Genomic DNA, 25,859 nt, shown 5'->3' on the forward strand with positions numbered 1-25,859 from the left:
AAGGCCTCCTCATGCCCACTCCCCCCATCCCGGATTTCGTGGTCACCGGTGCCACTGTCGTCTCGCACGACGGACGCCGGCGCCACGATATCGCGGTCCGGGACGGCCGGATCCTCGCCGTGGGCGAGGGTCTCGCCGCCGACGGTGTACCCACGGTCGACGCCGGCGGCCTGCTGGTGCTGCCGGGCCTGGTGGATATGCACGTCCATCTGCGCGAACCCGGAATGACCGAGAAGGAGGACTTCGCCAGCGGTACCCGGGCCGCGGCTGCGGGCGGGGTGACCACCGTCGTCGATATGCCGAATACGAAACCGCCGGTCGCCACCGCCGAACGGTACCGGCAGAAGCTCGAGCTGGTGCGGAACAAGGCGTATGTCGATTTCGGCCTCTACGGCATGATCGACCACGACAACGACGGCGAGATCGCCGGAATGGCCGAGCTCGGCGCTATGGGGTTCAAACTCTTCATGGGCCAGACCACCGGCGACAACCGGTGCCCGAACGACGCCGCCATCTTCCGCGGGCTGGAAGCGGCCGCGGCAGCGGATCTGGTGGTCGGCGTCCATGCCGAGAACGACCATCTGCTGCGGATGTTCGGCGACCGGTTACAGGCCTCCGGACGCAAGGACCCCCGCGCTCACCTGGAAGGGCGTCCCGCGTTCGTCGAGGTGGAGGCGGTCACCCGGATCATCACCATGGCCACCGAGGCCGGTACGAAACTGCATATCCATCACCTGTCCACGGCGGTGGGTCTGCAGCGGGTGATGGATCTGCGGGCCCAGGGCCACCGGGTCACCGTCGAAACCCTGGTCGCGCATCTGTTCCTGGACGAGACCGCCTACGACACCCACGGCAATCTGGTGAAACTCAACCCGCCGATCCGGCCCGCCGCCGATGTGGCCGCGTTGTGGGCCGGGATAGTCAGGGGCGATGTGGACATCATCGCCACCGACCATGCCCCGCACACCGCCGCCGAACAGGCGGAAGCCGATGTCTGGCAGGCCTACGGCGGTTTCATCGGAGTCGAGACCATGCTGCCGCTGCTGCTCACCGCCGCCGCCCGGGGCGAACTGACGGTGGAGGACATCGTGCGCCTGTGCGCGTACCGGCCGGCGCAGCGCTGGTCGATTCCGGGTAAGGGGCAGATCGCCCCGGGCTTCGACGCGGATTTCGTCCTCGTCGATCCCACCACCGAGACAACTCTCGATTCCGCCACCCTGCATTCGAAGCACCCGGTGACGCCCTACCACGGCCGGCCGCTCACCGGATCGGTCCTGGCGACCTATCTGCGCGGCCGGCTCGTGTTCGAGAAGGGTGAAATCATCGGAGAACCGTCCGGTCGCCAGGTGCGCCCGGTACGCGAACCCCGCACCGCCGCAGTGTGATCGGCGGCATCATCAGCACAAGGGAGAAGTCGTGACCGACGCACAGATATCTCTGCTCGACGCCGGCGGCGACGGCACGGCCACACTGCGCAACGCGGTGCGGCACTGCCTCGACGAGGTGCGCCGGGACGGGACCGCAGCGAGTACATCCACTGGAACCTGTGGCGGTTCGCTGGCGGTGATCGCCGGTATCGGCACCACCGCCGCCGGGGCGCTCCGGGGTGCGCTGCTGCTCGACGCGCTCGCCGCCCGGGACGTGGAACTGGCCGATACCGTGCACCATCCCGACCCGGCGGCCCTGCTCGCCGACCGTTCCTGGGACCTCGCGCTGGTGCTCAGCCCGTGGAAGCAGGAGATCGCGAAGCAGCTCACGACCCGCACCGGATCCGCGGAGCGGACGGCGGTGGTCGACACCGTGGTACGCGGCGCCGGCGGCCCGATCGGGGTCAACACCAACAGTTGGGCCGCGCAGGCGGCGATGGAAACCGTACTGGGCGGCCGGGCACCCGCCGAGATCCTGATTCTGGGCGCAGGTGGATCGTCCAATTCCGTGGCGCTCGGCTGCCGGCGCGCCTGGCCCGGTGCCCGGCTACTCGGCAGCGCCCGGAACGCGGACGCGCTCGCCGCCTGGGCGGACCGGTTCGGCGCCGAGGCCGTGGCACCATCCGAGCTGAAGGCACTGTGCGCCGAACGGTCCCCGGCGCTGGTCGTCAACACCACGACCTGGGGGGAAACCGAGGATTCAGAGGGTAGGCCGTTCGCCTTCGATTTCGCCGAGCTCACCCGGCCGGGCAACTGCTACTTCGATCTGAACAACCGGGTCTCCACCCTGCAGATCACCGCACTGCGGGCCGGGATGAACGTGATGTCGGGAACGTTCATGCAGCGCGTCACCAACGCGTGCCGCGCCGCCCTGCTCGACGCGAGCGCGCGGTGACCGCGGCCGGTAGCGCGGGACTCGTACCCGCCGACGAGCAACTGAGCGTCCGGGAACGGGTGTACCGGTTCCTGCGCCAGCAGATCACCACCGGCGAGTACGCGGGTGGGATCCGGTTGACCGAGGAGCAGATCGCCGAGGAACTCGGCGTGAGCCGGACCCCGATCCGCGAGGCGCTCCAGCGGCTCACCAGCGAGGGACTGGTCGAGCGGGTCCGGCGCGGACAGCTGGTCGTGGTGGAATTCGACGCGGCCGCCCGCGCGGAACTGCACGAACTGCGGGTCGCGTTCGATCAGGTCGCGGCCAAGATGCTCACCGCCAAGGTGGCCGATGTCGACTGGCCGGCGCTCTACGCTCTGCTCGAACCGCTGGGCGCCGCACTGCACGAGTACGGCGTCGGCAGCGCCCAGTATTCGATGGCCCATCTCGAATTCCACATGGCCGTGAATCGCGCCGCGTTCACACCGATCACCTCGTCGTTCCTGCAACGTCAGGCGTTCCTCTACCCGACCGACGACTACGTCCAGCAACCCGGCCACGAACCGGTCTCCCAGCATCGGAGGTTGCTCGACGATCTCGCCAGCGGCGATCTCGAACGCGCCACCACCGCCGCGCGCGTCCACGCGCTACGCGGCCCCGGCAACACCACTCTCATCTAGACGCGTGGTCGCACGCGCGCTGCCGCACAAGGAGTTCCATCATGTCCGACGATAGCGTCCTCATGTTCGTCAATGGCCAGGCCATGCGCGGCGGATCGCTCAACGACGCCCTCGCCGCCGCGCGGTACCTCGGCCCGGTCCGCACCGCGCCCCGGTACCGCTTCTTCTCCTTCGGTGATGTGTTCCCCGGACTCGCACCGGTTCCCGCGGGTGGCTGGGCGGTACCGGGCGAGATCTATGCCGTCTCCTACATGGATCTGCGCGAGAATCTGCTGCCCCGCGAACCCGCCGAGCTGGAACTGTCGGTGATCGAACTGGAAGACGGACGGGGTTCGCTGAGCATGGTGTGCCGCCGGACACCGGGCCCCGGCGATCGGGCGCACGAGATCACCGCGCCGGGCGGCTGGCGCGAGCACCGGGCGATCCTCACCGACCACGCATGATGGATATCCTCACCGCCGGAACAGATCCGGGAACGGCCGATCACTATCTCTGGTGCACGCCCGAGACCGTCAGCTGGGGCACGCTGCCGACCCCGGCGACCCCGCCTGTCCTGGTCGTCGACAGCGGGAACACGGTCACCTTCGACACGGTGTCGCAGGAGGGCCTGATGGAGGATCAGGGTCGCGATCCGGTCGGCTATTTCGGGCAGTTCGGTGTCGAACCGGGCGCGGTGCTACCCGATGCCGTCGCCTTGGCCGAATCCGGATTGCACCGCGCGCCGGACCCGAAGGGGCCCCATATCGTGCTCGGGCCGGTACACATCCGTGGTGCCGAACCGGGCGACTGGCTGCGCGTGGACTTTCTCGGCTTGACGCCCCGGGTTCCGTACGGCGTCATCTCGAGCCGGCACGGGCGAGGTGCGCTGCCCGACGCGCTACCGCGCGACGCCGACGGCGGCACACCCGCGGTGTTCAGCAGATTCTGTGCGTTCGACGGGCCCGGCCGGGCCGAATTCCGGTACGACACCGGCCGGGCCTCGATCGCGCTCCGGCCCTTCATGGGGTTGTGCGGGGTGACCCCGCACCGGGACGACGCGTTGAGCACAATTGCGCCCGGACCGTTCGGCGGGAACATGGATATCCGGGAGATCGCCGCCGGATCCTCGCTCTACCTGCCGGTGCAGGTAGCGGGGGCCGGTTTCTATCTCGGTGACCCGCATTTCGCGCAGGGCAACGGGGAGATCGCGCTCACCGCGCTGGAAGGCTCGCTGCGGGTCACCGCACGGTTGTCGGTGCTGAGATCCGCACCCGGCCCGTGGCACAGCGGCCTGCCGTTCGCCGAGACCGCGGAGCACTGGATCCTGCTCGGGCTCGACGAGAGCCTGGACGAGGCCATGCGCCGGTGCGCCCGGATCTCCGTCGACTTCCTCGCCGACCGCACCGGTATGACTCCGAGCGAAGCGTATCTGTATCTCAGCGCCGCCGGCGACTTCTCGGTGACCCAGGTGGTCGACATCGTGAAAGGAGTGCACTGTGCCATCCGCAAACGCGATTTCGCCGCCTGACCGAGGCATGTCCGGTTTCCGCCGCGCCGACGGGCGTCCGGTCCCGGTCCTGCACAACGCGAGACTCGCCGACGGCCGGGTGGTGGACGTGCGGATCGCGGCCGGCCGAGTGGTGGAGGTGGTCCCCGCGACGAGCGGGCGGATCGGTGCGGCAGATCTGGATCTGGACGGTTTCGTCCTGCTGACGGCTCCCGCCGAACCGCACGCGCACCTGGACAAGGCCCTGTCCTACGACGAGATACAGCCTCCGATGGGCGATCTCGGGTCGGCCATCGCCGCGTGGGAGGCGTACACCCCGCGACTGACGGTCGACGGTATCGCCGACCGGGCCCGCCGGGCCGCGCTGCGCGCACTCGCCAACGGGACCACCGCCCTTCGCTCCCATGTCAATCTGCTGCGCGGCGACGATCCGCTGCGCGGTGTCCGCGCGCTGGTCCAGGTCCGGGCGGAACTCGCCGAGGTCATGGATATCCAGCTCGTCGCGCTGGCCCCGTTCACCGCCGACGACGAGACCGTGCACGCCGCACTGGATATGGGGGTCGATCTCGTCGGCGGGCATCCGCACCAGACCCCGGAGCCCCTCGCGAATCTGCACCGGTTACTGGCGATCGCGCGCGATCGCGGGGTCGGGGTGGATATGCACACCGACGAACGGCTCGACCCGGCGATGCTCACCCTCGAGCATCTCGCGCACGCCGTCGGTGACCGGCCGGATTCGATATCGGTCACCGCGAGCCACTGCGTGAGTCTGGGCACCGCGGCACCTGAGGTCGTCGCCCGGGTGACCGCAGCGGTCGCGGCGGCCGGGATCGGGGTGGTCACCCTCCCGATCACCAATCTGTACCTGCAGGGACGCGACCGGCCGGTGGCGACCCCGCGCGGTCTCACGGCCGTACGCGCTCTGCTGGACGCGGGGGTCCGGGTGGCCGGCGGCGCCGACAATGTCCGCGACCCCTACAACCCGATGGGCCGCAGCGATGCCCTCGAGACAGCCGTTCTGCTGGTCGCCGCCGCGCATCTGACACCGGCCGAGGCGTATCGGGCGGTCAGCGACAGTGCTCGCGCGGTGATGTCGCTACCGGCAGCCGGGCCGGAGACGGGCGCGCTGGCCGATCTCCTGGCTGTCCGGGCGAGCGGACTGGCGGATGCCGTCGCCACCGCCCCTGCGGATCGATACGTGCTGCGCCGCGGCCGACTGGTCGCCGCGGGCCGGTCGGAGCGCACGACGGCGGCGGGTCTCCCGAGCTGAGTACCTAGCCCGCGGCCCGGCGGCCGGTCAGGAGTACTTGTAGAACCCCTCACCGGTGGCCACGCCGAGCTTGCCCTTGTCGATGTAGTTCTCCTTCAACCAGGTGGCCAGCCCTTCGGTTTCGGAGTCGCTGCTCAGGATGTTGTAGGGCGTGGTGAGCCCGACGATATCGAGGATCTGGAACGGGCCCATGGGGGCACCGGTGGCGATCCGCCAGGTCTTGTCGACCGCGTCGGGTTCGGCGTAGTCGCCGGCGGCGAGTTCGATGGCCGAGTTCAGGAACGGCACCAGCAGCGAGTTCAGCACATACCCCGATTTCTCCTTGTGCACCTCGATCGGGACCATGCCGATGGCGGCGGCGAAATCGACGACCGCGCGGAACACCGCCGGATCGGTCCGGGTGGTGCCCATGATCTCGGCGGTGTTGAACTTCCACACCTGGTTGGCGAAATGCAGAGCCAGGAACTTGTCCGGCCGACCGGTGAAATCCGCCATATCACTGGGCAGCAGCGTCGAGGAGTTGGTCGCGAAGATCGTCCGCTCCGGTGCCAGCTCGCCCAGCTTCTCGTAGGTCTGCCGTTTGATGTCGAGCACCTCGGGCACCGCTTCGATCACCAGATCGGCATCGACGACCGCGGCGCCGAGATCGGTGGTCAGGCCGATCCCCGCCCGGGTCTGTTCGGTGAGCTCCTCGGTAGCGCCCATCACCTCGTCGCGATAGGTGGCAGCCAGACCGGCGAAGCGTTTGCGTGCGGTATCCAGCGCTTCGTCGCTGATGTCGTAGGCCTGTACGCGGTATCCGTGGAAGGCCGTCTGGTAGGCGATCTGGGAACCGAGCACCCCGGTGCCCAGCACTGTCACCGAGCGGATCTCGAGGGCCATCGTCTTCTCCTTGTCGGTCGATCGAGGACATATCGGACAACCGGAAGCGACTACCGGCAATCAGTAGAGCAGGACCGGGCCGTCGATGTGGGCGAGTGGCCCGCGACGGCGTTTGCGATCGGATAACGGCTGCTCCTCAGCGCTTCTACCTGGTATTTCAAACAGTATTTCAATCAATGATTGAAATACGATCCAGGTGGTGGTTCACTGGCCGCATGCCCGCGCGAGTTTCGGCCGCGACCCGCGAACGCCTGCTCACGGCCGCCGAACGACTGCTGCTCACCGAGCGCTACGACGACGTCTCGGTGCGCCGCATCTGCACCGAGGCCGGGGCGAACCCGGCCGCCGTCCATTACCACTTCGGATCGAAGGAAGCCCTGGTGGCGGCACTGCTGGAGGAGCGCCTGGGCGCACTCTGGGCCGAGCGCCTCACCACGATCACCGCCGCCGCGGGCCCCGTGTCCGAGATCGTCGACGCCGTTCTCACCCCTTTCACCGGTCTGGCCGCCGATCCGCTGGGACGTCTGCACCTGCGCCTGCTCGCACAGTGCGTGATCGACCGGCAGGTGGGCCCGGACCAGTGGCAGCAGCGGTGGTTCCGGATCGACTCATGGGCGGACCTGCTCCCGCAGGTCGGCGAACGGGAGAGCCTGCGCCGCTGGATGCTCGCGTTCGACCTCATCATCATGCGATTCGGCCGCGCCGCCGCCGAGGAGCGGGCGCTGAGCCCGGAAGCCGTGGCCACGCTGCGCACCTTCGTGGTGGCCGGCCTCACCGCACCGACAGGAGAACCCTCGTGATCGACGTATTCGCCCCCGCCCCACTGGGCCCGCTCACGCTGCGCAACCGGGTGATCAAAGCCGCCACCTTCGAGGGCCGCACCCCCGACGCACTGGTCACCGACGATCTCGTGGAATTCCATCGGGAGATCGCCGCGGGCGGAGTCGGAATGACGACAGTCGCCTACTGCGCGGTCGCCCCGGGCGGGCGCACCGACCGCCACCAGATCTATATGCGACCGGAGGCGGTCCCCGGCCTGCGCCGGCTCACCGATGCCGTGCATGCCGAGGGCGCGGCGGCCAGTGCGCAGATCGGCCATGCGGGGCCGGTGGCCAATTCGGCATCCAATCGCGCACCCGCGCTGGCGCCGAGCCGGATGTTCAGCCCGCTGGGGATGAGCCCGATGAAGGTGCCGGATCCGGCGGAGATCCACGAACTCGTCACCGCCCACGCCGATGCGGCCCTGCTGGCGATCGAAGCCGGATTCGACGCAGTGGAAATACATTTCGGGCACAACTATCTGGTCAGCTCGTTCCTGAGCCCACTGCTGAACCGCCGCAAGGACCGGTTCGGCGGCAGCCTGGAGAACCGGGCGCGACTGGCCCGCGATATCGCCCGGCGAGTGCGCGAGGCGGTGGGCGACCGGATCGCGGTCACCGCGAAATTGAATATGGAGGACGGGGTCCGCGGCGGACTCGGCCTGCCGGAGTCGCTACAGGTGGCCGCGTGGCTGGAGGCCGACGGCGCGCTCGACGCGCTGGAACTGACCGCGGGCAGTTCGCTGTTGAACCCCATGCTGCTGTTCCACGGTGCCGCACCGCGCCGCGAATTCGCCAAAACGCTGCCCGGCCCCGCCCGCTGGGGTTTCCGGCTCGTCGGGAAGGCATTCCTGCGCGAGTACCCATACGAAAAGGCCTATCTGCTCGAGCGAGCCCGCCAGTTCCGGCGGGAGCTTTCCATGCCGCTGGTGCTGCTGGGTGGTATCACCGATCGGGAGTCGATGGATCTGGCGATGACGGAGGGATTCGATTTCGTCGCCATGGGCCGGGCGCTGCTGCGCGAGCCGGATCTGTTGCGGCGTATCCGATCCGACGCGCGGACCGAATCAGCCTGTGTGCACTGCAACGAGTGCATGCCGACCATCTACAGCCGCACCCGGTGCGTTCTGCGGCTCGATCAAGTCGAATCCGCACCCCCGGACAGCCCCGCCGCCACCGGATAGGCGTCCGCCGGGGTCGGTGAATCCGCTGCTCACGAGATTTGTCAGCCCCAATTAACGAACACCTGTTGAATGCGCCGTTAAATAGCGGTACGGTTCAGGTCATCAAAGCCGCACTCCCCCAGTGCAAATGCTTCCGCAACCGCCTCCGGGCGGCGCTACGACCGAGGACCGAATCATGCATCGAACCGCACGCACCCGCCGACTCGCCGTCCGGATCGCCGCTACCGCCGCGATCGTCCTGGCCCCGCTGGCCGTCACCGCCGCACCCGCACTCGCCGATAACGGCGCACCCGTGGTCACCGAGGACACTGACCGGGTCCAGGACGTGAGCCGGCCCGGAAGGCATGGTCACGGCCACGGCGATCGGGGCTGGAACGGCCGGGGCGACCACAGCTGGAACGGCCGCCACGACAACCCGGTCGACTGGAACCGGGGTCGGCACGACCGCGGCTGGGACGGCGGCTGGGATCGCGGCCGCGACCGCGGCTGGGACCACGGCCGGCACAACAACTGGGACCGCGGCTGGGACAACGGCCCGCGCCACGGATACGGCCTGCCCTTCCCGCGGATCTTCCTGCCCGGTACCGGCAGCGCCTTCTGATACCTGAACAACGGCACATCGAACAGGTGCCGATAGACCTCGGGCGGCCCGGCCCGAGACCGCTGAACCGGCCGATCGCGGCGACTCGACGGCCGGTTCAGCTCTGTCACGGCGCGTATCGTCGTCAGGACTCGAGGCTCGGTCAGGACTCCGCGCGCCGCACACCCGAATGGTGCGGCCGGAAATCGGCGCCGTGCGAGAACGACGCGGCCTCGGGGCCCCGCTGCGGCGCCTGCTGAGCCCGCAACCTCGGCAGCGCCCGCTCCAATGCCTCGATCAGCAGATCGGCCAGATCGTGACTGAAACCGTTGCGCACCACCACGCGCAGCACGGCCAGATCCTCCCGGTCGGCCGGGAAAGTGTAGGCGGGGACCAGCCAGCCCTGTTCCCGTAGTGCCGCCGAGACATCGAAGACCGAATACCCGGTCTCGCCCTCGGCGAGGGTGAACGCGAACACCGGCAGCTGCCGGCCGTCGGTGATCAGCCGGAACGGACCCATACTCGCGATCCGGTCGGCCAGCGCGGACGCGACCTCCCGGCAGTAACCCTGTACCCGTGCGTAGCCGCGGTGGCCGAGCCGCAGAAACGTGTAGTACTGGGCCACCACCTGTGCGCCGGGCCGGGAGAAGTTGAGCGCGAAGGTCGGCATCTCGCCGCCGAGGTAATTCACCCGGAACACCAGATCGTCGGGGAGCGCGTCGGCATCGCGCCACAGCACCCACCCCACTCCCGGATAGATCAGCCCGTATTTGTGGCCCGAGGTGTTGATCGAGGCGACCCGGTCCTGCCGGAAATCCCATTCCAGTTCGGGATCGCAGAACGGCGCGATCATGGCGCCCGACGCGCCGTCCACGTGCACCGGGATATCCCAGCCGTGCTCGGCCTGCACCCGGTCCAGCGCGGCGCAGATCTCGGCGACCGGTTCGTAGCTGCCGTCGAAGGTGGAACCGAGGATCGCGACCACACCGATCGTGTTCTCGTCGCAGCGGGCCGCCGCCTCGTCGGCCGTGAGGTGGAACCGGTCCCCCGACATCGGAACCACCCGTGGTTCGACGTCCCAGTACTCGGCGAACTTCTCCCAGCACACCTGGACATTGATCCCCATCACCAGATTGGGGCGCTCGGCCGACTGTCCCGCCGCCCGCCGCCGCACCTGCCACCGGCGTTTCATCGCCAGCCCGGCCAGCATGCACGCCTCGCTGGACCCGGTGGTCGAGCAGCCGACGGCATGATCGGGGTCGGCCGCGTGCCACAGATCCGCCAGAATGCGCACACACCGCTGCTCCAGTTCGGCGGTGCGCGGATATTCGTCCTTGTCGATCATGTTCTTGTCGAAGCATTCGCTCATCAGGATCTGCGCCGCCGGCTCCATCCAGGTGGTGACGAAGGTGGCGAGATTGAGCCGGGCATTGCCGTCGAGCAGGAGTTCGTCGTGCACGATCTGATAGGCGGTATCACTGTCGAGTTCCCGGGCGGGCAACCGGTTACGGGGCACCTCGACCGGTTCCCGGGTGAAAACCGGATTCACCGAGATCTCGTCCCGGTCGGGGCCACCGGGCTGGGACGGATGGGTCAATGCCATGGAAACCTCCACAAGCATCAGGGCCGGATATGCGGTCGCCCGGGCCGGGCTGGACACCTCGAGTATCCACCGGCAGCCCGGCTGTTCCGGCGTACGAAGACCATCCGGCGGGTCGGCCCGGCGATCCTGTTCCGCCGCCGATCCGCGGCCGCCACCGCCACCGGACACCGGCCGGGCGCTCGGTCCGGCCACTCGGGCATCCGTATCTGGGCGGGATCTGCCCCGGCACGGATACACCCGGGATACGCTCGGCCGATCAGTCCGTAGGGCGCCGCGCAGCTGCCCGACGTCCCCGGATTGTGCTGATTCCCCCTGGTCACGACATCCGCACACGCGCACCACCAGAGGAGGAGACCCGTGAAATCCGTCAACACGTATCTCATGTTCAACGGTAATGCCGAAGAGGCGTTCACCTTCTACCAGTCGGTGTTCGGCGGTGAACTCCAGCTGATCCGGTTCGGCGATATGGGCGAGGGCGCGAATCTACCGGACGAGGCCAAGAGCCTGGTCGCGCATACCGCGCTACCGCTGGCCGGAACCGGCCAGATACTGATGGGCTCGGACTGCCCGCCCGGGCAGACCGTCGAGGTGCCGCAGCGGCCGAACTTCACCGTCTGCCTGGAAGTGAGCGACAAGGACGAGGCCGAGCGCGTCTTCGGCGCCTTGAGCGCGGGCGGATCGGTGGATATGCACCTCGCCGCCACCGAATGGACCGAACTGTTCGGAATGCTCACCGACAAGTTCTCGGTGCCCTGGATGATCGACTTCAACTCCGCCGAATAGCGGGCCGTCCGGGATCACCGCCGATGAGCACCCGGCAACCCGCGCGACCGAAGCCGGACTCCGGGTCCGGGCTGGTGCTGGGCGTACTGTGCGCCGGCCAGTTCCTGATGGCCCTGGACAGTTCGGTCATGAACGTCTCGATGGCCACGGTGGCGCAGGACCTCGGGACCAGTATCACCGGCATCCAGACCGCCATCACCTTCTACACCCTGGTGATGGCGTCGTTGATGATCACCGGCGGCAAGATCGGCGCCATCTTCGGCCGGCGGCGCGTCTTCGGTATCGGGCTGGTCGTCTACGGCGTGGGCTCGTTCGTGACCGGCCTGGCGCCGAACCTCGGCGTTCTGCTGGTGGGCTGGTCGCTGCTCGAAGGGATCGGCGCGGCATTGATCATGCCGGCGATCGTGGCGCTGGTAGCTGCCAACGTCCCGGCGCAACGACGTCCGGCGGCCTACGGCCTGGTCGCTGCGGCCGCTGCCGCCGCGATCGCGGTGGGTCCGCTGCTGGGTGGCGCGGTGACCACCTATGCCTCATGGCGGCTGGTCTTCTTCGGTGAGGTCGCCGTGGTGGTCCTGATCCTGCTGTTCCTGCGCGGGATCAACGACAGCTCCCCCGAGCGGGCGCGGCTGGATGTACTGGGTGCGGTGCTGTCGGTATGCGGACTCGCCATGATCGTGTACGCGGTCCTGCGTTCGAGCGAATGGGGCTGGATCCAGGAGCGGCCCGGTGCCCCCGCGGTGTTCGGGCTCTCACCGGTCATCTGGCTGCTCCTGGGCGGGCTGCTGGTCCTGTATCTGCTCCGCGAGCGGCTGGCGGCGTGTGTGCGCACGGGTCGCGAACCGCTCTTCGATCCGGGCCTACTGGACAATCGCCGGCTCACCGGCGGGCTGGGGATGTTCTTCGCCCAGTTCAGCGTGCAGGCCGGGGTCTTCTTCGCAGTACCGCTGTTCCTGTCGGTGGTATTGCAGCTCAGCGCGCTCGGCACCGGTGCGCGGTTGCTGCCGCTGTCGGTCGCGCTGATCGCGACCGCGGTGGGTATTCCGAAACTGGCACCCCGGGCGAGCCCGCGCCGGGTGGTCCGTCTGGGTCTGCTGTCGATGATCACCGGGATACTGATACTCGCCGCCGGAATGAATCCCGGCGCCGATGCGCGGGTGGTCGCGATTCCGATGCTGCTGATGGGTGCCGGCCTGGGTGCGCTGGCATCGCAGTTGGGTGCGGTGACGGTCTCGGCGGTGCCGGAATCCCGCAGCGCCGAAGTGGGTGGACTGCAGAACACGGCCTCCTATCTCGGCGCCTCGCTCGGCACCGCGTTGATCGGGTCGGTGCTCATCGCCACCTTGACCTCCTCGGTGCTCGACGGGATCGAGAACAATCCCGCGGTGCCGGATTCGGTGCAGCAGGAGGCCGGCACCCAATTGGCCGAGGGTGTCCCGTTCCTGTCCGATACCCAGCTCCGCACCGCCCTCACCGACGCGGGTGTCGACGGATCCACCGCCGACACCGTTGTCGCGGTCAACAGCTCGGCCCGCCTGGACGCCCTGCACACCGCGTTCACGGTTACCGCCCTGCTCGCGGTGGCAGCGCTGCTCGGCACCCGACGGCTACCGGAACATCCCGTGACAGGACCGGATACCGGCCCGGAGGACGAATGACGCCCTGCCCCGGCACACCCGCCGGTAGTCGGCGATCGGGTCTCAGCCCGTCACCCGGGAGGCGAAAGCGGCCAGATTCGTGGACACGATCTCCGGGGCACCACCGTTGCGCCGCGCGGCGGCGGTGAGCACATCGAGATGGTGGTACCCGGGCGCGACAACGGTTTCGCCCGGACTCACCACTCCACTCGCCACCACGATGCCGGAGCCACCGATCAGGTTCAGGATCGGACGGTCCCGGGTTCCGGTGCGGTGTACCCGGTGGCGGGCGATCTCCGGGGTATCGCCCTGGACGATATCGACGGTGAGTTTCGCCGGGAAATACCACTCGGTGAAATCCAGCGGGTGCTCGGCGAGCGCACGCGCCAGGTCGTGGATGCCGGTGACTTCCCGTTCCGGAGTGGTGAAGGGACGGCCGTACCGGTCGAGCGGGATGGGTGCGGCCCCGATTCCGTCGTAATCGATCCAGCTGTAGAGCGGACCGTGCGGTACACCCACGATCGCCATCGGATCGTCACCGCCGAGCATCCCGGCCAGCGCTCGCAAGCCGGGCACAGCGCCCAGGGCCGAAATATCCGGTGGGAAATCCTTGTCGACGACCGGACCGCCGCCGAAGAACCCCAGTCCGGTCTTCAGGATGGTCACGGGTTGGGAGTTCGCATCCAGGAACGCGCCCAGCGCCGCGGCATTGGTCATCCGGAAATCGCCGATCGAGGGCGTGCCGGTCAGAGCCGTAAGCAGATCCCGGGACAACAGGATCCGATAGGTGGCGTCCTGGTTGCTGTTCGGCGGAATGTACCGGGCGAGATCGGATTCCGCATCCGGCGCGATCGCCGCCGCCAGACCGACGATACCCAGGAGGTTCATCGTCTCGGGGTTGATCACCGCGGGCAGCGACAAGGTGCGGGGCAGGGCACCGGTCTCGAATCCCGCCCGGGTCACATCCGCACCGAGCCGGCCCAGCGAAACCACTTCCTCGGGGAGCCCGCTGAGCGCCGAAACCGAGGTGCCGACAGCGGAATCGAGCGCGAACCACGCCGCGCACTGGTCCTTTCCGGCCACCCCGCCGAAATCCCATTCGGCGAAATATCCGGTGATCAGGCCACCGAGCGAATGGCCGCCGCACAGCACCTTGTGTGCGCGGACCGCCGGATCGGGCAACTCGGCGACGAGGAGGCGGTACTGATCCTCGACGGTCTGCGCAATACCGACCCGGCCCAGCCAGCCCAGCTCGCTGTCGGGCACGTACCCCGCGAAGGTGCGCCCGTCGACCGCCGCGCCCCGGAAGTAGTAGTCGACCGCCCGGTGCGGATCGCGCGCCAGCAGACCCGCCCGCTGCCCGAGATGGTCCTCCAGGCAGTTGGACCGACGGTCGAGCGCCCAGAACTCGATATGGCGTCCGTCCAGCGCGGCGGCGGCCACGGTGTTGCGGGCCAGGGTGTCGAAGGCCGCCGCGCCTTCGAACACACCGGGCTGGGCGATCAGGATCGAATCCGCGTCGGCCGCGCGTTCGGGGCCGTCGGCGTGCCGCCAGCGCAGATACGACAGCCGGTCGCAGGCGGCCGGATGGGGACCGGCCGATCCGGGTAGCGGAACGGTCAGGCCGACAACGGTTTCCACCACCTCGGTCAGCGGGGAACCGGACTCCACCGGGAGCTCGGTGCGCGTGGGCGGGCCCGGCGCGGCGGCGGAGAGGGACGCGGCGGCCAACAGACCGGCCGCCGTGAACAGGGTGACGATGAGACTGCGCTCGCGACGGTGCATGATCCGACCCCGGCCCGTGGCCAATACTTCCGAGCCGGCCCGCGATCGCGCGCCGACCTGCTCATATCGTAAGGTCGGCGGACCGGCCCGGCGGCCGATTCGGGTAATGTCCGCGCACTCCGCATCGGGCGCCGATCACCGGCGAAGGCCCCGCGAACTCCGACGCCGGATCAGCGGAAGCGGAATACGTCCGGCAGCCAGGGAGCCCGGCGGTGATGCGGCCGGCTGCGGTTGACCCACAGCGGATTCGATTCGTCGCGTCGATACACCGTGAGCTGGCCGGCCACCGTGAAGCGCAGATGGGTGGCGTTGCCGAACACCTCACCGTCGGCCGCGAGCGCTTCGGCCCGGGGCAGGTACACGAACAGTTCCGGCAGTTGCCGTTCCCCGTAGACGCGGCTGTGCCCGATGGCGGCGAGCAGCAGCGCGACCACCGCACGGGTACGCGACCAGCGCAGATCGGCACGCAGCCAGCGAACGTCGAGCAGTCCGGAGTCGAGACGGTCACGGAAGGCCGGAACCGCACCGTGCGGATGGTAGGGACCGTTGCCGACGAACAGGAACCAGACCCGCTGCCAGTGGTCGTCCAGGTAGACCTCGATCGGTTCGGCCCGGCGCAGCGTCACCACGAGCGCGGCCGCGAACGCAGGCCATTTCCCCCATCTGGACTGCCATTTCTCGCGCAGCCGGACCAGATCCGGATAGGAGCCGAGGCTGAACGTGTTGATCAGATGCCGGGTGTGCATCTCGTTCGCATCGCCGTATTCGACACCGGCGATATCCACCGCGACCGCTTCGCCGACGCCGGTCGCGTCGACGACCTCGAGCAGATCGTAGACACCGAGGTCACGGGCGAAATGATTGAGCGTCCCGGTCGGGATCACGACGAGCGGCAGCTCGAAGCGCAACGCGACCGCGGCCACCGCCGCCACCGTCCCGTCACCACCGGCCACCCCCAAGGCCGCGACGGGTTCCGACTGCCCGGCGATGGCCCGCTCGAGCAATTCGGTGCAATCGACATCGGGTTCGGTGCGCAGGACGACGGCGGCGGGCAGGGCCGCGGCGATATCGTCGGTCGGGTCGTAGTTCGCGTCACCGGATACCGGGTTCACGATGACGACGAGCCCTTTGCCCTCGGCGAGTACCGGCGCCTCACGCACCAGCCGGGCCTGTGCCTCATCCGATTCCCGTACCGGCCACCACCGCCGGGTCGCCAGCGCGATTCCGGAGCCGACGGCGGCGCCGACCAGGACATCGGACCCCCAGTGCACACCCGTGTGGACCCGGGAGTAGGCGACGGCGGCCGCCAGCGGTGCCACGGCCAGCGCGGTACGCGGGCTCTCCATCGCGACAGCAGTCGCGAAGGCCGCGGCGCTGGCACTGTGGCCCGACGGGAACGACGAGGAGGTAGGCGCCGGGGAGAGCCGGCGGTACTCGGGCATCAGTTCGGCGGCCGGGCGGCGCCGCGCGAAAACTGTTTTGAGCACGACATTGGCGACGAAGCTGGCACCGGCCACGGAGACCACTGCGCGCAATGCGGCGCGACGGGTCGCGCCCTGGCGCACCGCGAGCAGACCCGCGACGGCCATCCACAGCACACTGTGATCCGCGCTTCCGGTGAGGCGCAGCAACCCGGCGTCCATCCGGGAGGCGGGGAATTCCGCTACGGCGCCGCCGACGGCGCGATCGAATCGTCCGATCTTGTGGAACCTACGGCGCGACCGACTACTCACCCGACCGACACTACTCATCACCGCGGCCGGGCCGCGAATCCGTACCGCGGCCGGGCCGCGAATCCGTACCGCGGCCGGACCGCGAATCCTCACCCGAGGCAAGGCCGCGAATCCGTACGGCGGTGGGACCGGGCGCCGGGTGGGCCGGGACATAATCCGGCCCGCCCCGTTCGCCGGCCTGAGTCGCCGGCTCCGACCGCTCCGGTCACGCGCAGTCGCCGGGCGGAGTGCGCCCGGCGGCGGTCAGGAGCTGGTCTGCCGACGCGGCAGCCTCCAGCCCGGTCGCGGGAAATGGCAGGTGTAGCCGTTCGGGAAATTCTGCAGATAGTCCTGGTGCTCCGGTTCGGCCTCCCAGAACTCCGGTGCCGGTGTCACCTCGGTGACGACCTTGCCCGGCCACAGTCCCGAATCCTCCACATCGACGATGGTGGCCAGCGCCTCGCGCTTCTGCTCGTCGTCGAGATAGAAGATCTCGGAGCGGTAGCTGCTACCGATATCGTTGCCCTGCCGGTCCTTGGTGGTCGGATCGTGGATCTGGAAGAAGAACTCCAGCAACGCCCGGTAGTCGGTCTGCGCGGGGTCGTAGACGATCTCGACCGCCTCCGCGTGGCCGGGATGGTTGCGGTAGGTGGGGTGGTCGTTGCGCCCGCCGGTATAACCGACGCGCGTCGACACGACTCCCGGCTGTTTGCGGATCAGCTCTTCCATACCCCAGAAGCACCCACCGGCCAGGATCGCCTTGCGCGTTTCGGTCACGCTTCCTCCTTCGCGTTGTCTGCCCTGTCTACAACCCGCGCCCGGGCCGGGAAAGTCCCGTCCGGCTCTCCACCGGCCGGGCTCAGGCGCGCTGCGCCGTGACCAGCAGGTATTCCCATTCCATCCGGCCACCGCCCAGATCGTGCGCCGCACCGAGCTCGGCCAGTTCCCGGTCCAGCCGGGCGGCCCGCTCCGGTTCGCCGGCGAGTGCCCGGTACACCGTGACCGTGGGGCCGTAATTGGCCTTGAAGAAGTCGCGGAACGCGGCTCCGTCCGCGAAGCAGTCCACGACAGCGCGTTCCCGGCGCAGTTCCAGACCCGTCACCCGGTCTCCCAGCAGTTCCGTCACGTGGGCTTCGTCCCCCCACAGCGGTGGTGGTTGCGCCCCGGGCGGCGGGGCGGGGGCGAAGGGTTTCAGCACGGCGAACATCCGGCCGACGAACCCTTCGGGCGTCCAGTTGATCAGGCCGATCGTCCCGCCGCCGGTGGTGACGCGGATCAGCTCATCGGCGGCCGTCCGGTGGAAGGGCGCGAACATCACCCCTACGCAGGACATGACGACGTCGAAAGCGCCCGTTTCGAAGGGCAAGTCCTCGGCGTCGGCCTGTTCCCAGGTGAGATCGACGCCCGCGGCGGCCGCATTGCGGCGGCCCACCTCGAACAATTCGGGTGTGAGGTCACTGGCCACCACCTCCGCGCCCGCCGCCGCGGCCGGAATCGCAGCGTTACCCGCACCGGCGGCGATATCCAGTACCCGCTGTCCGGGCCGGATACGGCAGGCGTCGACGAGTCTGCTGCCGAGTTCGGGAATCACATCGGCGGCCACCCGCGGGTAGTCGCCCGATGCCCACATCGCTCTGTGCTTGCCCTTGAGATCAACGGGCGCGGATTGCGTCATCTTCTGCTCCTCGGGTCGATCGAACCTCGGATCCGCTCACGGCAGGTCGCGTCCTCCGGATGACTGCTCTCGCGGCTGCCTTCTGTTGTCGTTCCACCAGCTCAGCCGGTCGCCGAGCCGGTCTCATTGTCTGCCCCGGCCGGCCCGCGCCGCAAACCCCCGTCCCCGATCCGCGCGCGCCGGACACTTCCGGCAAGGTACCCAGCCGGGGTGTCGGAACCGTGTCCGCGCACCGTCGGGCACCGAACCGGCCCGAGCCGTTCCCGGCCACGCCCGGAGGACAGCACGGCCGGGAGGACGACCGGAGAGACGCCCGCGATCGCCTCCTCTACATCGGCGGCGGGACCTCCGGTAGGCCGAGCGCATCGCCCGGGCGGGTAACGCTACGGATCGCCATTCCCGCGGCGGCACCTTCTGCACCGAATCCGCGAACCGGCAGCCGGCCCGCCTCGCGCACCCGGATCGGCACGGCGCGCCGGGACCGCACCGGAATCGGCAGTCGGTGAGAGCAGCGCGGTACTAGGCGGATTCCTCGTAGCGGATGTCGTATCGGGCCGCGATCGGATTGATCTTCACCGGATCCAGCGCTCCCTCGGTGAGAACCGACGGACCCGCCTCGAAGAGATCCTCCAGATAGCATTCCCATCCGCCCGGTGACGAGATCTGGAGCAGCCGGGGTGGCGGTGTCGATACCGCGCGCAGCGCGTGCGGTACTCCGTGCGGCAGCAGGACGAACATGCCCGGTGTCACGGTGAGCGACCGGTCGGCGAAATCCACACCGAGTTCCCCGTCCAGCACGTAGATGCATTCGTCGGCGACATGGTGCGTATGCCGGGGTATATCCCGGGCGAGAGTCACCTCCAACAGCGAGAACCTTCCTTCGGTGTCACCGGTCAGCGCTTTCACCGCGAAGGCCGGCGGTAAGGGGACTCGACCGTGCCGCACCTCCCCGGGCGCCAGCACACGAAAACGATCCTCGGCCATGGACTCCCACCTCTCGACAAGCTAAAATCGGAAGCGGATTCCGATTCCGTTTAAGCTAGCCACGAGAGGTTCCCGGTTGTCAAGACCAACCCCCCGACGCACCCCGCGCGCCGACGCGGCCCGCAACCGGGATCGCATACTCGCCACCGCGCGCACCCTGTTCGCCGAGCACGGCAGCGGTGTACAGCTTCCCGAGATCGCGCGCGCGGCCGGCGTCGGTATCGGTACCGTCTACCGGCATTTCCCCACCCACACCGATCTCGTCGAGGCGGCCGCCGGCCAGCGGTTCGCCGAAATCGAGGAATTCGCCCGCCGCGAATGCCGCGACGGCGCGGAACCCGGCACCGCGCTCGCCCGCTACCTGAACCGGGTCGGCGAGATCCTGGCAGCCGACCGCGGCCTCTCCGCCGCCGTCGAATCGGCCCGGCACTCGACCGGCAGCGAACCGCGCGGCGAAGCCCGCACCCGGCTCGAAGCCGTGATCGGCGAGATCGTCGAACTCGACCGCGCCGCGGGCACACTGCGCGCGGATTGCACGGTGGCCGATGTCTACCTGATCGTGGGCGCCCTGTCGGCGACTGTTCGCACCGGGGCCGGCGACTGGCGCAGACTGCTGGCGATAGTGCTCGACGGCCTGTACCGATAGCACATCACGGCGGCAGCCGATCCGCCCCGGACCCGGAAACCCGCACAACACATTCGATTCGGAGCAGGCGATCACCGGTGGGCCTATCATCGGAGATCTCGATCGCGGCTCCGGGACAGCGAGATCCGCGATCGCCGGAACGACCATGCAGGGGGACGGAATGTCGGCAACCGACCCGAGCCACGACACCGCGACCGGCCGGAAACCGCGCTGTAGTCGCGGCCTCCTACGCACAGGTTCCGGCACCACGCCCGGAACGGGTGCGAGATGACCTCCGGGCCCGAGGTCCGCGGTGCGACCGGCTGACTGCCTGGCACTCAACGGCGGCGTGCCGGTGCGGAGTACGCCGTACCGATGGCCGGTGCACGACGAGGCCGAGCGCCGGGAATTGCTCGAGGTCCTCGACAACGATCGCTGGTCCTTCGACGGGCCGAAGGAGACCGAGCTCGGCCACGCCATGGCCGGTCATCTCGGCGCACAACACGCACTACCGGTGGCGAACGGTACCGCCGCACTGGAGATCGCGGTGGCGGCTCTGGACCTGAGCCCGGGCGACGAGGTGATCGTGCCGGGGCTGTCCTGGACCGCGGCGGCGCGTGCGGTCGTCGTCAACGGTGGTGTGCCGGTGTTCGCCGATATCGATCCCCGCACCTGGTGTCTGGACCCGGCGGCGGTCGAGGCGGCCGTCACCGGACGTACCCGCGGGATACTCGTCGTCCACACCTATGCCCATATCGCCGATATGGACCGGCTGCTCGATATCGCGCAGCGCCACGAGCTGTTCGTGGTCGAGGACGGCGGGCATGTCTTCGGCGCCCGATGGAACGGCAGATCCGCCGGAACACTGGGCCGGATCGGTTGTTTCAGCTTCCAGCAGTCCAAGGCCCCGACCGCCGGCGAGGGCGGGCTGGTCGTCACCGCTGATCCGGAGCTGGCCGATCGCGTGTACGGTCTCGCGAACTGCGGGCGGCGGCGTCGGCCGGAAGCGGACTGGGGATTCGGCGGTAATCACCGGATCACCGAATTCCAGGCCGCGATCCTGCGCGCCCAGCTGCGCCGCGTCGACGACCAGATCACGGCGAAGACCCGGCAGGTCGCCGCGTTCCGCGCGGGCCTGGCCACCACCGCCGGCCTCACCCTGCACCCGCCCGACTCCCGTATCACCCGCCGGAACTTCGCGGCACTCCCGCTGACCGTCGATATCGGCGAATTCGGCAATGTGTGTACCGACCTGATCGTCACCGCCCTCGCGGCGGAGGGTATTCCGGCCTATCTACCCCATCAGGTGGTGTATCGAGCCCCGACCTGGACGGCCGGCCTGCGCAGCCATCCCCGGCGCCGGCTCGGACTCGACGCGTGGTGCCCGGTGAGCGAACAGGTCGCCGGCACTGCGGGCATCGTCATCGCGCAGGAGGCGTTTCTCGGCCGGTGGACCGAAACGGCCCATCTCCTGGACGCTCTCGACAAGGTCCGTCGCCTGGCCACCACAATCCCGGCGGGCGCCCGCGATACCCGGCGCATCTGAAGCTTCCGCGTTCGCCCGCCCGGTGCGGTGCGCGCGGGTGAGCGGCGTTCGCCCGGCAGGCCTGCGGCCACACCCGTAGAGTTCTGCGAAACTCCCGGCGGCCGACCCCCGGCCACCCGTTCCCCTCCCGCGACTCCAGGGCGGTACGAATGCCCGTCGGGCTCCACGTGTGCTGTGTAAGCCACAGCACCGCAATATATTTCGCGTTCCTATCCAGTAGGGTGCTACATCGTGCCGAGATGACGGGCCGACCGCTCGGTAATTGTCGGCAATGTCGCGACCAGTATGGAGTCACCCTTGAGCACGACGCCGCCCGCCGTCCACCCCGCGCCCAGGCCTGTACACGGCTCACCCCTCGCCGACGACAGTCCCCGGATCCCCCTCTACGCACCCGAATTCGCCGAGGACCCCCATCGGGTCTTCCGGCAGATGCGCCGCGAACACCGCGCCATGGTGCCGGTCGACCTGGCTCCCGACGTCCCCGCCACCCTCGTCATCGAACACCGGACCGCCGTCCGGATCCTCAACGACCACGAACACTTCCCCGCCGACCCACGCGCCTGGCAGCAGGAAATGCCCACCGACTGCCCGGTCCTGCCGATCATGGAATGGCGGCCGATCGCGGCCCGCAGCACCGGAATCGACCAGCAGCGCTACCGGGAGGCCAATGTCGCGGCACTGGCGGAGATCGACTTGCACGCCATACGCGCCGCGGTCGAGGAGATCGCCGTCCCGCTGATCAGTTCCTTCTGCCAGACCGGTCGAGCGGACCTGCTCGTGCAGTATGCCTTCCCGCTGGCTTTCCAGGTCTGCAATACCCTGCTCGGCTGCCCGCCCGAGATCGGAGAGCGCGTCGCCGCGGGCATGGCCGCCATGTTCGAAGGTGTGGACGCCGACGAGGGCAACCGGATGATCGGCGCGGCGCTGGCCGAACTGGTGGCGCTCAAACGCACCGAACCGGGCAACGATGTCACCTCGATCCTGCTCCGGCACTCCGCCGAATTGGACGAGGTGGAGATGATCCACCAGGTGACCAGCCATTACGGGGCGGGCATCGAGCTCCAGCAGAACCTTATCGCCAACACGCTGCTGCTCATCCTCACCGACGAACGTTTCGGCGGACATGTCCTCGGCGGCAGCCTCTCCACCCGCGACGCCCTCGACGAGGTCCTCTTCGACAACCCGCCCATGGCCAACTTCCTCATCACCTATCCACGCCAACCCATCCTCATCGACGACGTCTGGCTCCCCGCCCACCAACCCGTCGTCATCAGCATCGCCGCCTGCAACCACGACCCCTCCATCCGCGCCGACGACCATCACGGCAACCGCTCCCATCTCTCCTGGGGACTCGGACAACGCAACTGCCCGGCACAGACGCTGGCCTATCTGGTCGCCCAGGACGCCATCGACCAATTGCTCGACGCCATTCCGGAACTCGAAATCGCCCTGCCGCCGGAGGGGCCCGCTTGGCGGCCGGGCCCGTTCCACCGGTCGCTCACGACTCTGCCGGTGCAGTTCCCGCCGTCACCACCGTTCACATTCCGCTGATGGTCCGGCCGCCGGGGCCCACCCGGCGGCCCGGCGTTCCATCCGGCCCCGACCGCGCTGCCGGTGCAGTTCCCACCGTCGGCACCGATCATCCCGGGGCAGCGGACACCGGCGTCGCCCCGGCACTATCGGGCGCCGGGGTGAGGGTGCTCGATGGTTTTTCCCGCTCTCGCCCACACACTCTCGATATCGAAGCGGTCGGCGTGCCACGAGTCGGCGGCGACACGCACCCGCCCGCGCCAGGCCCGCATGATCCGGGCATGGACCGGCCAGCGTACGAACCGCCGCATCGCGTGCTCACTGTCCCATACCGAGATCGAACCGCCCCGTAATTGCGCGGGCCGGCCCCAGAGCCACACACCGACCGCGCCCTCCAGCACCGGCCAGGTCTCCCCCAGCTCGAGGCCGAGCTCGTAGATCTGCCGGACATCGGGCTCCGATGTCGCGAGAAAATCCGTCACGCTGACGAATACCGCTCCGGTCGAATCCGCGGCGGGGCCGGGTTTCCACGGCATGAGCACGGTGTCTTCGGAGAACGGCGGGGCGGCGGTCACGACACTGCTCGCAGGACCGTGCGGACGGAGAACACTTTATTGATAAACATGAGCATACAATAGGCATATGTTTACCAATTGGGCAACGGGCGATTCGGCCGCGCCGCCACCGGACGCGATACCCCCGTATCACCGACGGAATGCCGAAGCGGTCGGCTGGGTTCGGCTTGTTTTCACCTGCCCGGCACCACCGCGATCAGCCCGAGGAGCGAGATATCCACCACCCAGATCGCCGTCCGCGGGCCACGCCGGTACACCGACGCGGGCGCGGCGGTCCTGCGCGGCGGGGGTACCGCGTGATGGCGGCCGTAGCCGAAGGAGCCCTGGGCGGGCGGTCTCGTCATCGGCGTCCGCCCCGATACCGACCGGAGCACTATCTGCGACGGCCTCGTAGCGGTCGCGTTCACGGATATGGGCGAGGCCCGCAACAACATCCTCATCTGTTCCGCCGATGCTGTGACCGCGAGACCCCTGGGGGACCCTGTCCGAACTCGCGCCGGTCGATCGACGCGGCGAGGCCCCCCGTCGCCTCCCTTCACGGCTGGACGGTGCACGACCCGGTGGGCGAACCGGTTCGCGCGGGGCTCACGGCGGATTCCCCGGCAGCCGCGGTCGATTTCGCACTGTCCCACGCAATCGAATCCGGCCGCTACGGGGAGCGACCGCCCGATGTCCGATACACGGAGCCGCGACGAGTTCACCCGAGGTCGACAGCGCGAGCGCCGCCCGGCCGGGGATCCACGAGTACACCACCGACACCGATCCGGCCGTCGAGGGCACCGACGAACTCGACGGTCACCCCGGATCGGATCTCTTCGCCGTATGAAGAAAGCCTGCGTGATCGCGGCAATGTCCCTGGCAGTCACCGGTTTCCCGGCGGCCTCCGCCGCCGCGCTGCCCTCCGGTAGCGCCGACCTGCCCGGACTCCCGGGCGCGGAGCAGCCCGGTCCGCCCCCACCGCCCGACGGCAAGAAGGTCGGCGACCCCTGCACCGCCGGTGGCGGCGAGCCGGGCCACTACGAGTGGGAACGCCTGGAGGGCAGCGCCGCCGAACACTACGGCACCGAGTGGATGTTCGTCTGCCGGGCGAACTGATCGTGTGACCGCGGAGTCCGGGGCGGCACAGTCCCGGACCCTGCGGCACCACTGGTGGCGTCCCGCCCCGGGCCTTTCTCGCTCGCACCGGATCTCGCTCGCACCGGACTACGCGACGCGGAAACCGGGGACAGCCGAGCCGAGCGCCACCGACGGTGGGCATCCATCCATTTGACGACGCTCGCGGCGGCGGGCGACACTCGGCCGTCGGAAGGATGGCTCATGAGTTCAACGCTTTTCGCGGTCGCCCTGCCCGTGGCACTCGGAATCGTCATGTTCGGTCTGGGACTGACACTCACCGTCGCGGATTTCGCCCGGGTGGCGCGCTTCCCCAAGGCGGCGCTGATCGCGCTGGTCTGCCAGCTGGTCGTCCTGCCCGCGCTCTGCTTCGGGTTGGTGCGGTTGTTCGGGCTCGACGGCGCCCTCGCGGTGGGCATGATGCTGCTGGCCGCATCGCCCGGCGGGACCTCGGCGAATCTGTTCAGCCATATAGCCGGTGGCAATGTCGCGCTGAACATCACACTCACCGCCGTCAACTCGGTACTGGCGGTGTTCACCCTGCCCTTGGTGGTGGGTCTCTCGTATTCGGTGTTCCTCGACGACGGCGCGGGTATCGGCCTGCAACCCGCCAAATTCCTCCAGGTTTTCGCACTGGTACTGGTACCGGTGGTGGCCGGGATGACGGTGCGGCGAATGTTCGCCGATTGGGCACTGCGCATGCATACCGCGGTCAAGGTAGCCGCCGGTGTGGTGCTGGCGCTCGTCGTGGTCGCGGCGCTGGTCTCCGAGTTCGACGCGTTCACCGGCCATATCGGGCAGTTGGGGGCGATCGCGCTGTTGCTGTGCGTATGCAGCCTGACCATCGGTTACGCGGTGCCGCGCGCGTTCGGCGTCGAGCGCGCGGACGCTATCGCCGCGGGGATGGAGATCGGGGTCCACAACGCGGCGCTGGCCATCACCGTCGCGGTATCGGTGCTCGGTAACGAGACGATGGCGGTGCCCGGCGCGGTGTACGGGTTCCTGATGAACATCCCCGCCGCCGTCGCCACCTTCCTGTTCGCCCGTTCCCGGCACACCGAATCCGCTCCGGTCGCGGCCTGACCCACCCGGA

The 25,859-nt window shown here is 68.9% G+C and carries 25 protein-coding genes; 16 read left to right on the top strand and 9 right to left on the bottom strand.

Annotated elements, in window-relative coordinates:
- The first annotated feature begins 11 nt into the window (after positions 1–11).
- Genes allB through ACWCPQ_RS21035 form a run of 6 tightly spaced genes read left to right on the top strand, consistent with a single transcriptional unit; the run spans position 12 to position 5,737 of the window.
- Entirely contained in the window at positions 12–1,385 is a 1,374-nt protein-coding gene (gene allB, locus ACWCPQ_RS21010) for an allantoinase AllB (RefSeq protein ID WP_449901301.1), read from the top strand.
- A gap of 31 nt (positions 1,386–1,416) precedes the next feature.
- The gene (locus ACWCPQ_RS21015) at positions 1,417–2,322 is read left to right on the top strand and encodes a hypothetical protein (protein WP_449901304.1); all 906 of its coding nucleotides are present in this window, start codon (positions 1,417–1,419) and stop codon (positions 2,320–2,322) included.
- Entirely contained in the window at positions 2,319–2,981 is a 663-nt protein-coding gene (locus tag ACWCPQ_RS21020; RefSeq protein ID WP_449901306.1) for a GntR family transcriptional regulator, read from the top strand. Before ACWCPQ_RS21015 ends, ACWCPQ_RS21020 begins: the two co-directional genes overlap by 4 nt.
- 41 nt (positions 2,982–3,022) lie before the next feature.
- Complete coding sequence (locus ACWCPQ_RS21025; protein ID WP_449901309.1) at positions 3,023–3,424, top strand: allophanate hydrolase-related protein; 402 nt, start codon at positions 3,023–3,025, stop codon at positions 3,422–3,424.
- A complete protein-coding gene (locus ACWCPQ_RS21030) occupies positions 3,421–4,488 on the top strand; it encodes an acetamidase/formamidase family protein (RefSeq protein ID WP_449901310.1) in 1,068 nt (355 codons plus the stop codon). Before ACWCPQ_RS21025 ends, ACWCPQ_RS21030 begins: the two co-directional genes overlap by 4 nt.
- Complete coding sequence (locus ACWCPQ_RS21035) at positions 4,457–5,737, top strand: amidohydrolase family protein (protein ID WP_449901312.1); 1,281 nt, start codon at positions 4,457–4,459, stop codon at positions 5,735–5,737. Before ACWCPQ_RS21030 ends, ACWCPQ_RS21035 begins: the two co-directional genes overlap by 32 nt.
- A gap of 27 nt (positions 5,738–5,764) precedes the next feature.
- On the opposite strand, the gene ACWCPQ_RS21040 is transcribed toward ACWCPQ_RS21035, so the two are convergent.
- A complete protein-coding gene (locus ACWCPQ_RS21040; protein WP_449901315.1) occupies positions 5,765–6,619 on the bottom strand; it encodes a 3-hydroxyacyl-CoA dehydrogenase in 855 nt (284 codons plus the stop codon).
- A gap of 215 nt (positions 6,620–6,834) precedes the next feature.
- Here ACWCPQ_RS21040 and ACWCPQ_RS21045 point away from each other — a divergent pair, with 215 nt between their 5' ends.
- The 3 genes from ACWCPQ_RS21045 (at position 6,835) to ACWCPQ_RS21055 (ending at position 9,222) form a co-directional block, all read left to right on the top strand.
- Positions 6,835–7,419 carry a TetR/AcrR family transcriptional regulator gene (locus tag ACWCPQ_RS21045; protein WP_449901317.1) on the top strand — a complete coding sequence of 195 codons (585 nt, stop codon included), beginning with the start codon at positions 6,835–6,837 and terminating at the stop codon, positions 7,417–7,419.
- Positions 7,416–8,621 (top strand): NADH:flavin oxidoreductase, encoded by a 1,206-nt coding sequence (locus tag ACWCPQ_RS21050; protein ID WP_449901319.1) that lies wholly within the window; start codon positions 7,416–7,418, stop codon positions 8,619–8,621. The genes ACWCPQ_RS21045 and ACWCPQ_RS21050 overlap by 4 nt, the downstream gene beginning before the upstream one ends.
- A 175-nt stretch (positions 8,622–8,796) precedes the next feature.
- Positions 8,797–9,222, top strand: a complete 426-nt coding sequence (locus tag ACWCPQ_RS21055) for a hypothetical protein (protein WP_449901322.1) — start codon at positions 8,797–8,799, stop codon at positions 9,220–9,222.
- 142 nt (positions 9,223–9,364) lie between these two features.
- On the opposite strand, the gene ACWCPQ_RS21060 is transcribed toward ACWCPQ_RS21055, so the two are convergent.
- Complete coding sequence (locus tag ACWCPQ_RS21060) at positions 9,365–10,804, bottom strand: glutamate decarboxylase (RefSeq protein WP_449901324.1); 1,440 nt, start codon at positions 10,802–10,804, stop codon at positions 9,365–9,367.
- Between the two features lie 357 nt (positions 10,805–11,161).
- On the opposite strand from ACWCPQ_RS21060, the gene ACWCPQ_RS21065 reads away from it, so the two are divergent.
- Both ACWCPQ_RS21065 and ACWCPQ_RS21070 read left to right on the top strand, forming a co-directional pair.
- Positions 11,162–11,587, top strand: coding sequence for a VOC family protein (locus ACWCPQ_RS21065; RefSeq protein ID WP_449901326.1), 426 nt, complete (start codon positions 11,162–11,164; stop codon positions 11,585–11,587).
- 23 nt (positions 11,588–11,610) lie between these two features.
- Complete coding sequence (locus ACWCPQ_RS21070) at positions 11,611–13,242, top strand: MFS transporter (RefSeq protein WP_449901329.1); 1,632 nt, start codon at positions 11,611–11,613, stop codon at positions 13,240–13,242.
- Positions 13,243–13,284: 42 nt separating this feature from the next.
- On the opposite strand, the gene ACWCPQ_RS21075 is transcribed toward ACWCPQ_RS21070, so the two are convergent.
- The 5 genes from ACWCPQ_RS21075 to ACWCPQ_RS21095 all read right to left on the bottom strand — a co-directional run bounded on the left by ACWCPQ_RS21075 (position 13,285) and on the right by ACWCPQ_RS21095 (position 19,377).
- Positions 13,285–15,006, bottom strand: a complete 1,722-nt coding sequence (locus ACWCPQ_RS21075; RefSeq protein ID WP_449901331.1) for a hypothetical protein — start codon at positions 15,004–15,006, stop codon at positions 13,285–13,287.
- Between the two features lie 170 nt (positions 15,007–15,176).
- Positions 15,177–16,739 carry a phosphatase PAP2 family protein gene (locus ACWCPQ_RS21080; RefSeq protein ID WP_449901333.1) on the bottom strand — a complete coding sequence of 521 codons (1,563 nt, stop codon included), beginning with the start codon at positions 16,737–16,739 and terminating at the stop codon, positions 15,177–15,179.
- Between the two features lie 243 nt (positions 16,740–16,982).
- Positions 16,983–17,495 (bottom strand): peptide-methionine (S)-S-oxide reductase MsrA, encoded by a 513-nt coding sequence (msrA, locus tag ACWCPQ_RS21085; RefSeq protein WP_449901335.1) that lies wholly within the window; start codon positions 17,493–17,495, stop codon positions 16,983–16,985.
- Positions 17,496–17,577: 82 nt separating this feature from the next.
- The gene (locus ACWCPQ_RS21090) at positions 17,578–18,393 is read right to left on the bottom strand and encodes a class I SAM-dependent methyltransferase (RefSeq protein WP_449901338.1); all 816 of its coding nucleotides are present in this window, start codon (positions 18,391–18,393) and stop codon (positions 17,578–17,580) included.
- 519 nt (positions 18,394–18,912) lie between these two features.
- Positions 18,913–19,377 carry a cupin domain-containing protein gene (locus ACWCPQ_RS21095; protein WP_449901341.1) on the bottom strand — a complete coding sequence of 155 codons (465 nt, stop codon included), beginning with the start codon at positions 19,375–19,377 and terminating at the stop codon, positions 18,913–18,915.
- Between the two features lie 76 nt (positions 19,378–19,453).
- Here ACWCPQ_RS21095 and ACWCPQ_RS21100 point away from each other — a divergent pair, with 76 nt between their 5' ends.
- The 3 genes from ACWCPQ_RS21100 to ACWCPQ_RS21110 all read left to right on the top strand — a co-directional run bounded on the left by ACWCPQ_RS21100 (position 19,454) and on the right by ACWCPQ_RS21110 (position 23,099).
- Entirely contained in the window at positions 19,454–20,023 is a 570-nt protein-coding gene (locus ACWCPQ_RS21100; protein ID WP_449901343.1) for a TetR/AcrR family transcriptional regulator, read from the top strand.
- A 361-nt stretch (positions 20,024–20,384) separates the two neighbouring features.
- Complete coding sequence (locus ACWCPQ_RS21105) at positions 20,385–21,548, top strand: DegT/DnrJ/EryC1/StrS family aminotransferase (RefSeq protein ID WP_449901345.1); 1,164 nt, start codon at positions 20,385–20,387, stop codon at positions 21,546–21,548.
- Positions 21,549–21,833: 285 nt separating this feature from the next.
- On the top strand, positions 21,834–23,099 hold the full coding sequence (locus ACWCPQ_RS21110; RefSeq protein ID WP_449901348.1) for a cytochrome P450: 1,266 nt from the start codon (positions 21,834–21,836) through the stop codon (positions 23,097–23,099).
- 125 nt (positions 23,100–23,224) lie between these two features.
- Here the strand turns inward: ACWCPQ_RS21110 and ACWCPQ_RS21115 are convergent, their stop codons facing one another.
- The gene (locus tag ACWCPQ_RS21115; RefSeq protein ID WP_449901350.1) at positions 23,225–23,653 is read right to left on the bottom strand and encodes a hypothetical protein; all 429 of its coding nucleotides are present in this window, start codon (positions 23,651–23,653) and stop codon (positions 23,225–23,227) included.
- Positions 23,654–23,826: 173 nt separating this feature from the next.
- A complete protein-coding gene (locus ACWCPQ_RS21120; protein WP_449901352.1) occupies positions 23,827–23,997 on the bottom strand; it encodes a hypothetical protein in 171 nt (56 codons plus the stop codon).
- Between the two features lie 478 nt (positions 23,998–24,475).
- Between ACWCPQ_RS21120 and ACWCPQ_RS21125 the strand changes: the two genes are divergently transcribed.
- Together ACWCPQ_RS21125 and ACWCPQ_RS21130 are read left to right on the top strand one after the other, a co-directional pair.
- Positions 24,476–24,748 carry a hypothetical protein gene (locus ACWCPQ_RS21125; protein WP_449901354.1) on the top strand — a complete coding sequence of 91 codons (273 nt, stop codon included), beginning with the start codon at positions 24,476–24,478 and terminating at the stop codon, positions 24,746–24,748.
- 222 nt (positions 24,749–24,970) lie between these two features.
- A complete protein-coding gene (locus ACWCPQ_RS21130; RefSeq protein WP_449901356.1) occupies positions 24,971–25,849 on the top strand; it encodes a bile acid:sodium symporter family protein in 879 nt (292 codons plus the stop codon).
- The last annotated feature ends 10 nt before the right edge of the window (positions 25,850–25,859 follow it).

This window comes from Nocardia sp. NPDC001965, assembly GCF_053594175.1.